We start from the raw sequence: 9,974 nt of genomic DNA on the forward strand, positions 1-9,974 counted from the left end.
GCCTCTATCTTACCATCATCCTTACCATTACAACTCTCTTCAGTCTCCGTAAGAGCCGTGATTTTAAGCTTCTTGTTTGCACTACTTTCTAAGTTTGCATTAAGATCTATATAACTGCTAGCACAAGCCTTAGGTTCTTGGTATACATAGATGTCATCCAAGGCAAGGTCATTCCCACCTGTGGCGGGGCTCATACTTACAATCTCTATACGCAAGGAGGTTACCCCTGGAGCTTGTAACTCTCCAGAGAACTCATGCCAAGCATTAGTGTCATGCCCATTCACAGGAGGTGCTTTGGTAGCCGAAGGGGGTACCAAGTTATTTCCTGTCACTGGATCCACTACTCGTATTTGGAAAAGAGGTGGTGCACAAGAGGTACAATGACAAAGATTGTATACATACATCTTGAACTTGATAGGCTGATTAGGATCCACATCATTAGCCACCTTCGTATAAATAGGCTTGTTATAACCTATACTTCCCACGTTCATAGCCAAGTAACGACCTCTGGTAAGACCTGTATGGTCAACAGGGGTTGTCCAACAGCCATTAGGCAAGATGGTATTATCACGAGAAACAATCACATAAGCACCATCATATATATTACCATCTGTTTTACAAGCATAAGCGGAATATACATTAGGATCACAAGTATTATCTCCCTGTCCAAAATCCTCTTTTAACAATATGATAGGATTAGGCGAAGCTGTTTCCTTATAGAATACCCTTACCGTCTGTACTCCTGAGACATCAGGGAAATCCACAGAGGTTACACTACCTGCATTAAAGGTAGCTGTGTTCGGTGGCGTGGTAGGTAAGGCAGCCGCATTAGCCCCATGGGTAGGGGTATGTACTGTTGTATAGCTATAATTGGGCTTATCAGTGGTAACCTCCATGCGTGCCCTTCCCTCACAATCATACTTGAGTGCTCCTGTGAGTGTAGGTCGTGCAATAGGTGCGGGTACTTGCAGGGTCTGTGTCCATTCACAATAAGGTCCAGAAGTAACCTTGTTCCTTACCGATACGGTATGGGTACCAGGAGCAATATTCTGAAAACGCTTGTTAGTTCCCCAAGTACCTCCATCCAACTTATACTCATACTGAGTATTCATTCCTCCCGATACATTGGCTACCAAAATCTCTGCTGAGTTCGTTGGACTCTCACATGGCAACTGTATTACCCCCGCAAAAGCACGGATAGGACCTGCACCATTTTCTATCTTAAGCTCCTTGGGATCGGTATGTGGTGGGTTACACTCAGTACGTGTACCTCCTCCATGTACATTATAGGTAATACAATCCTCTGGATAGTTACATGTTACTGTACCCTTGGTATAATAGATACGGGCACGATAGTCCCCTGAGGTTAAGCCCGTGAAAGTAGGGTCTCCCTGACTCTTGAGAGGACTATTCCAATCAGGCCAAGTACCATCAGAGTTCTTTTTGATCAACTTATATACTATGGTATACTCTGCTGCATTAAAATTGCTATTGGTGATATTAACCTTTAGCGAACCTGTGGAAGGACCACAGATAGCATCTACTACCTTAGTGAGATTAAACTCAGGTTTTTCTTGGTAGTTATAGGTAACCTCTTTGGCAGCCTCACAGTTGTTTTGGTCATATACATATATTTTATATACCTTGGATCCGGGACCTGCCCATGGATCCTTTACTGTAAGAGTATAGGTCTGTACATTAGGGGTACCACCCTCACTCTCAAAGGATTCTGCATCCTCATAAGTGGTGGCACCTGCTTGATCCTTTACAATAAAAGAGTAACGACCTGCAATAGGGTTGATCTTACCTCCTTGCACTGTAATAGTAAATACCTTATTCAAACCACAGGTAATGGTCTTGGCTGACGCATTATTAATCTTAAGCTCAGGTATCTGGGTGATTTCAAAGTTACTTATTGTAGGAGTACACCCTGACTTATAAGTAGGCGTTACTGTTACTGAGTAATCATTTCCTGCGGATAAGCTATAGAGTACATTCTTCACAGCAGGAATTAGGTCAGAGTTCATCTCCGTAGTATTGGTTACTCGATAGGAGGTTATCTGCTGGGTACCTTTCTTAACGGTAACTTGTACAGGAAGTGTTATGTCGGAGTTGAGCACCACACGCATCTTTCCTGTGGCAGGGTTACTGCTCACACACTTGACTTCCTCCACTTGGGTGAGTGTCATCACTGCATTATCAGCCACCGCCTCTACATCTATCGTTTTAGTATATACACATACATTTTCTTGGAACTCTGTTACTTTAGCACGTAAGGAGATCTTATAGCGTCCCCCTTGAGTTACAGGAATATCAAAAGCTGTAGTATTAGCTGCTATATCTTGATAGGAGGAAGAACCTGCAGGTCCTTCTACCTTGTACTGGTATCTTCCTGTAGGAATATTGGACACCTTAATTTTACCATTTCCACAGAGAATATTTTCTTTAGCCAAGCGATAATCCAATTCCCCCTTATAGGCACGGAAATGATAAGTGGTCGGACAGTTGGCGAAATTTAAGAGGACAGCAAACTCAGAGCCATTAGGATCAACCAAGTTAGGTGTCAGGTCAAAGTTCTTTCCTGTACCCTTGAGCTCCCAATTGGCATCGTTCTGAATGCCACGTGTATTTACCTCAGGAGGACAATCAGCAGCAGCTCTTTGGTTTTTATACCTATACCAAAGCACCTGACCATCGGAGAGTGAACCATTAGTAATGGTCAACTGTTGAGTGGTACCGCACACCCCTACCCCAAGGTATTCTATACCTGTGATATTACAAGTCTTGCGCTCGGTTACATAGTGTGCATTACGCATAGGGTGTAGGTTCTCCCCTGTACGAACACTTACTACATACTTAATGGTAAGCTTGTTATTACAACGGTTTCCACCTGGAGGTGGCGTACGTTCCACTATATAAGTACCTGGCGCGGAGATAGGCAAGTCCTGAGTGGTAGCCAATACGCCTGACTGCCCCTCTTTTGTCCATTTCCAAGAGCCAAAACCAGCTCCTCCCTTAAGGGTCATACCCCCACAGTAAGGCAAGTCCTGAGTAGCACAAGTATCATCCTTAACAAAAAAAGTAGTAGCACTCTCATTGTTTTGATCACAAGTGCCCCCAGTGCTAGCGAAGGAGCCTGTACGATATTCTTTATTATCCAAAGCCGCATGATAGACCATCTCGGCTTGATTCTTGAACTCATTAGAACAGAAATCTATAAGGTTCGCACAATCGGGCTGTACTTTTACATTAATAGTAATCGGCGCCGAGAAAGGTGCTGTGGGAGAATACTGTAAAAGGCTTGGTGATATATTGAATTTCACCAATGTACGTCCTGTATTATTATAGTTAGGAGTGGCTGATACGAATGTCACCCCCGAAGGAAGTGCTTCAAAGTTTTCATAAGTAACCCCTTTAGGTAATAAGTCTTCTAGTACTGCATCCCGTACATTGTCATTTCCTATATTACGGAATTTGAGGCGATACTTAAGTGATTCACCAAAGACAGTCGTCTTACCTGTGAAATCTTTCCATTGTCCTGCCTCCAGACCTAATACTTCCTTATGAGTCTCCACATGAGGAGCCAATGCATCCACAGAAAAAGGAACTGTATAAGTAATATAAGCATCCTCAGCTGCAAAATGAATATTTAAGGAAGTATCTCCATTTTTAATCACCGTATTGCCAGGGTTAGGAATATCAAACACGTCCAAGTCAGCAAATCCTTGACCTCTACCCACTACAGGGTTTCTTGGCATAGCTGCTTCTGAATGGTTAAAAGAGATAGAAGCATCCATAAAATCCTCATAGGCATTAGGATAAGAACCTTGTCCTTGTTTATGTCCATTAATTTCCAAGATATCATAAGAATTGATATTTCCAGCACCTGTACACACCCCTATTCTTGCCTTAACAGCAGCAGGTGCAGGAGGTGTTTGAAAGCCTGTAATAGGAATAGTCTTATGTTGTACACCATTATAATTGTAGAAATTAAGCAAACAACCATCATATACATAAACACGCTTGGAAGTACTAGCATTGATATCCTCATACACCACCACTAAGTTCCAAATACTCCAACCACCTATAGAATAGGTTAATTGGTATTCTGCATTATTAAATCCTGCTCCTAAGCCTTGTATTATAGAAGTTACATCTTTGTAAGAGTTCCATAAGAATTCATGACCTCCAAAGACTGTAGTCATACGTTCATCTGCTCTCAAAGGTACAGATTGCCCATTAGGCAATCTCAATGTAGCATTATAGGTACTATTATCTCCTTGTCTACCCATTCCTCCTGTAGAAGCCCAATAGATTCCTGCCCACTTCACCCGCAAGCATGAACTATGTCCCGAAATCTTTAACGTTGCAGAACCGTTCCCATGATTCCCTATCTGCACAAAGTCTCCTCTCACAGCTTGCCCATTATTATCCCATCGTAATAGGATATCTCTTCCTAAGCTCTGCCCCCACACCTTTGTAGAGATAAAACATATACTCAAAACGGCTAAAAAATACAAAAACCTTTTCATGATGGTTTGTTTTTGATTATCTTATAAAATTTAGTTATTCACATAAGTTATCAACTTTTGTTCATAACTTATTGTTAAGTAAATGATTAAATATAGGACTATGCTCACTTACAAAGCTCATAGTCCTTGCCTATTATCAAAAGCAAAGATATAAAAAAAAATTAATAAAAAAATAGTTTTTGAAAAAATATCATGAAATGTGCGTTTTTAAGCACCAACCGTTAAGTGAATAACGAAAAGAGAAAAGTGAAGAGTTCGTTTTTCACTCTTCACTTTTCATTTTTCACTTAGTATATTTTTCCTTCGGAAAGGAGCTTCATCTTACTGATAATCTCGGCTGTCTTAGGATCATCATCTACAAAAGGTAAGAATACACGACCTCGGTGTTGGCTCTGTACAGCCACTACATTGATTTGTAAGCCGCTCTTACTGATCATTCCACTACCGAGGTGTAGGCTATAATCACCATGCTCGGTCTTAACTAAGATATAACGCTCCTTGACCTCCACATTGTCAAGCTTAAAGAGGCGTGCACTCTCACGAGCCAAGGCGCCGCGCATCTGCATAGTACTGTGGCTAGCTTCAGGATCAACCCCACCCACATGAGCTACACTGACTACCAAATCCACATCGCGCATCACCTCGCTGAAGATTACCGGATTAATCTCCTTCATTGGCACTTCCTTACCATCCTTGAGATTGTAGAAGACTACATATTCTAGCGTTGGCGCCTCCACCTCCGAAGGCGTATACCAATCGGCAGCCGCATAGATAGTAGCTCGGAAACCTTCCTTATGATACACTCTTTGCAATCCTTCCTCATAATTGACTGTCCAGCCACGACTACGAAGCAGTGCCACTGTCTTTTGGGGCTGTACTTGGTGACCCTGGTAGCGCTCACTGCGGTTGCTGGTCTCTAGCTCGTCCTTGGTAGGGATATAGAGTTCACGGAATACCTGCTTGAAAGGTTGTTTCAATTCCTTGTCAAAGAGATACTTCTGATACAAATCCCACTGTACCGCATAGAACAAATGGCTTGGGTGCGCTATCAGGAGCTTATCGGCTGCTTTAAGTGGTGTGAGTGTTCCCTCTGCACTTAAGAGCTTTCCGTCTTGCCAAAAACCGGAAGCTTGGGTCTCAGGATTGAAGAGTACGAGCTTGCTAAGCATTGCCTTTACCACAGGGTGCTCTAGGATTTTTGCCAATTCGGCGGCTGTAAAGAGCGTTTGTGAAAGCATGGCTTGTTCCAAAGAAAGGCGGGTACGGCTATACTGCTTAGTAAGGTAGGTTTTGTTATCCTTGAGCGCTTCTACTTCCTTGTTCTTCTTATACTTATCAGGGATAGACTTGAGGGTCTTGTCGCCTTTGGTAACGATAATATCCGCCTTACCCTCCTCATCAACCACCAACTGGAGCTGAGTGTCATCTATAACAAGGGTAGATTTCTCCATAATCTGTTGGGTAGCCTTGGCTTCCATCGCCCAGCTAAAGCGGATACTGTCCTCATAGCCTGCATTACGAGAGAGGTTATCAAGTCCTATCTCCACCGCATTCTTCTCGCTCTCTTGGCGCTGCTGACCGAACTGCTTGCTTTCCTTGAGGAAAGTTTGCAAGAGATTGTAGCGACTCACTAAGTCTTCTTCTACTTTCTTCTTGTTGATAGGCACCAAACCTAAGGCCATTACATAGTCCTTATCACGCTTTTCGGTAATTTTCTTAATAGTTTCGGTGAGTTTAATTTCGCCTGTAAGTACCGCAGAATAAAGCTTCACACGGCGATAGCCCATACCATCAGAAAGATACTTGGCGGACTCTTGGATGAGCTTCCATCCTTCTTTGCCCACCGCCTTATGAACACGTTGGTACCAATCCACATCGATAGCGCCTCGTTGGAAGTCATCCTTCGGTACAATAGAATATTGGGAGACGATGGTTTCTTTCTCTGCATCCATATAGTCGGTCGTATGGGCAATAAACCACCAAATAGCTTCACGGAAGCTCTTGATCTTGAGGTAGTCACCCAACCACGCTGTCCAGTGCGGCGCATAGCAGGCCGCTTCCACCAGGCGCTGCTTGCTGAGCTTTACCTCGTCCAAGTGTTTTTTGAAGTCCGCAAAGGTATCGGTGGCACTGGGCTGGCTCACCTCCAAAATATGGCTAAAGGTTGCACGCTTGCTGGTGCCACTGCCATAGCCCTTAGCGAAAGGCTCCTTGCCCATACGTTCCAAGGCTTCAAAGAAGTATTGAGCGCCCTCTATCTCACTAAGCGAACCGATATATACGGAGGCATCGGTAGGGAGGTCACCACGCTGCAATTCTACTTGGAGCATATGGGTCTTGACCTGTTCCAAGAGGGTTTCAGGGAAAGTAAGCGTATCCTTGATCCACTTAGGCAATCCTCGGCTAAAGTGATTTTCTGCTCCTTGTGCCATAGCAAATAGTTCCTTATTGAGCAAGCAGAAGAAGATGAGATCATCAGTGGTAAGCCTGCCCTTGTTATAAAGCATCAGGGTGAGCTGTAGCAGATTATTGTTGATACCAGGTAAGCGCTCCTCTCGGCGTACATAGTTGCGTACATAAGGGAGGACATCCTTGGGAGTGCATTTTTCAGGATCTAAGCCTTTTTTCCATTCTATATATAGGTAATAGAGCAACTGCCAATGCCTAAAGAGCTGGTCATCGGTATAATGAAGGAAGTCACTATTATAAACAACAGCCGCATAATCCGTCACTACATCATCCCAATCCAAGGAAGAATAACCACGCTTGAAAGTCTCCCCGCGCTTTTCCTTGGGGAAAGTCGCTAAGGCATCTTCAAAAACGGAGCGCTTAAAGTTTGCCAAAAGAGCTTTGTCTTCACTATAGGCTTCCTTAAGATAACCTAATAAATCTTCTGCCTTACGAGCTTCCCCGCGGTAGCTATGAATTTGTCCTTCAAAATGTACAGGGAAATCAGGGTAGTACATAACCAAGAACGCGTCTAAGCCCTTTGGTTTGGGGTTTTCATAGTAGAGATGGCCGCAATAGCGCTTGGCAAAGTAGTACTCTATCTCGGTAAACTGGTATTTGGCGTGCCAGCCTTTCCATAGGTCGGCCAATGGCAGATCACTCAATCTATCCATTGGGGTATCTTCCTCCTTTCTTTTGTGCAGACACCTGATGTCATTGCCCAAGAGGGTGGTCTCGGTAGCCCCCTGATAGCCTTCGTATTGGTATTCGTAATCCTTATTGGCACGCCATAGGGCTAAGAGTTCGCTAAGCCCCTCCCCTATCTTCTCTACATTGACGAGCTTATCAAAGAGGAAACCGCCCTTCTTCTCCTTGCGCTCCTTGTCAAAGAGGGGTTTGGGTAGGTCAAAAGAGGTCAGGTTGTCCAAGTTGAGCACTCCAAAGCCGTTGGTAAGATCATACCTAAGCTCAGTGGCTGTTTCGGGGTTGTAGGTGAGCTTGTCCATGAGCACCTGCTCGTTCTTGGAGAGCTTACGCCCCTTATAGGCTTCCACCTGCTCGGTGACATAGTCAGCAAGTCGTTCTTCCTCCTGCAATACGGAGAGGATTTCCAAGGCTGCCAATCGCTGGTCGGCATTCTTGGAGACAATCATACGGGAGGTGCTATCCTTAAGCACTGCTTCGGGTTGCTTAACGAGTAAGGCCACGCTCTCCTTGCGTTGTTCCTTATTCTTGCGGGAGAGTACCTGCTCTATGGCGAGGATATCGTCCTGCACCAAAGACACTTTCTTGAGCACCTCCATCGCTTTGCTCACCACATAAGGCCCCTTGTCATTCAGCGCTGTACGTACCAAGGTACGTTGCCAAGAGTCGGCTGGGTAGTCCTCCGGTGGTAAGTTCTTTTCCTCATCACTATAATAGCTATAGCGCCCACGAGAAAGCACAGGGAAGATATCGTCGAGTAGGATATGGCGGGCATCTACAGGAATTTCTGCCAGTTCGGTAGCGAGAAGCTGTTGTTGCTGCTCATTGGCCGCCTTGAGCATCGCCTGATAGAGATCCAAAGGCTTTATGGTAAAACTGAACCAACGGAAACCTACGCCCTCAAAACTCTTACCATCCTTAGGGAGCTTCTTAGCCGAGGCATGTACCTTGTCAAACAAGGCAGGGGTGAGCTTGCCCTTTGGTAGGTTCTTCAAGATCCAGTAATCCCAAGCGGGTTCTATACCAAAATAGTTTTCGGCAAAGGAGAGGAGTTCATCGCTCTTCTTTTGGGTTTGGCGCATAAAGTAGAGTACCACCACACAAGCCTCATAGCTTGTTTTGGTATTGTTCAGCGCCGCTACGGCTAAGTGTAAGGCTTCCTCTACATTGTAGATCGCCACCGCCCATAGGGCTACATAGCGCTCCAGGTTGTCCTGACTGCTAGTGGCTGCTTCACGTGCCTTATCAAGATCAGCCAAATAGACCTGTGCTAGCTCCAAGGCACGCTTGACCACCGACTGTTGGGGTGCTTCCCAACCAAAGCCAAACCAAGTATCCACAGCTCGTACCACACTGCTAAAGCGATTGAGGTTGTGCTCTAAAATCACTCCTATAAAGTGCCGAAATACAGGTACACTTATTCCATCCAAGGATTCCAAGATTATCTGACGAAGATCTTCCTGAAGTTGCGCCGCCAAAAGGGTCTTCTCCACCAAAGTATGGTAGCGGGTATCCTCCACCATCAGGGCAGCAACTATCAAGGAGGGACATACCTTCCCGATCTCGTCCTCACCCATAAAGATATCTTCTATCAAGGGGTAGTACTTATCCAAATCCTCGGAAAGTACCTGAACAAAGAAGTCCGTTGCACCTCCCTTATAGACGGCATATTGGAACTGTTCCTCCACAGGCAGGAGAGCAACGCCCATATTGCGGATCCTACAGCTCCATTCAAGCACCTTGAGTTGCATCTCCCTATAGTCCTCAGGGTTAGGAGATCGGAAAGGACGACTGCTCCAACTAGTTTGATAGGGATATTTGTAAACAGCATCCCAGATACGCTGTATATAGGGCGCTTGTATCTCTCCAAAAAGCAAGAGCGCCAAGCGCTTGCCTTCGGCTGTTTCCCATAGCTTATCAGCAAAGCCAAAGGAGGTAAAGTTAGCTATGAATTGCTCCTCTTCTCTATAGGTGACATTATTACTGATACATAAACCCAACTGCTGGTAGGGCTCGGAGAAAGAAGCAAAAGCCTCTTTCTTAAGTGGTTCCCGCTCATGGGGCGCCAAATATTGGGCTACTTGTTCGTCTTTTAGCATGATACTAATGGTTAATAGTTAATTGTCAATGATTAGTGATTTAAGTTTCGCCAGTTCTGTAACTTATTGATTTTCAAAACCTCCCCCCTACCCCCCTCCAAGAGGGGGAATGAGATAGTTTATGATTCTCAAGGTGTTATAGAAAGGACATTTTCCAGATTGATAGACAATTTTTATCTTTTTCAACGAA

Annotated in this window: 2 protein-coding genes; both read right to left on the minus strand. The window is 44.6% G+C overall.

The genetic code is table 11. The features are described from left to right. Positions 1-4,532 (minus strand): hypothetical protein (locus tag Q0625_RS14160; RefSeq protein ID WP_298828659.1); only part of this gene is annotated, 4,532 nt, incomplete at its 3' end. A 287-nt stretch (positions 4,533-4,819) separates the two neighbouring features. Then, a complete protein-coding gene (locus tag Q0625_RS14165) occupies positions 4,820-9,784 on the minus strand; it encodes a DUF4132 domain-containing protein (RefSeq protein WP_298828662.1) in 4,965 nt (1,654 codons plus the stop codon). Between the last annotated feature and the right edge of the window lie 190 nt (positions 9,785-9,974).

The sequence above is a fragment of the uncultured Capnocytophaga sp. genome (assembly GCF_938029845.1).
GTDB lineage: Bacteria > Bacteroidota > Bacteroidia > Flavobacteriales > Flavobacteriaceae > Capnocytophaga.

Excerpts from the sequence above, each read along its gene's own strand:
- Q0625_RS14165 (WP_298828662.1), bottom strand. The coding sequence starts at position 9,784 with ATGCTAAAAGACGAACAAGTAGCCCAATATTTGGCGCCCCATGAGCGG.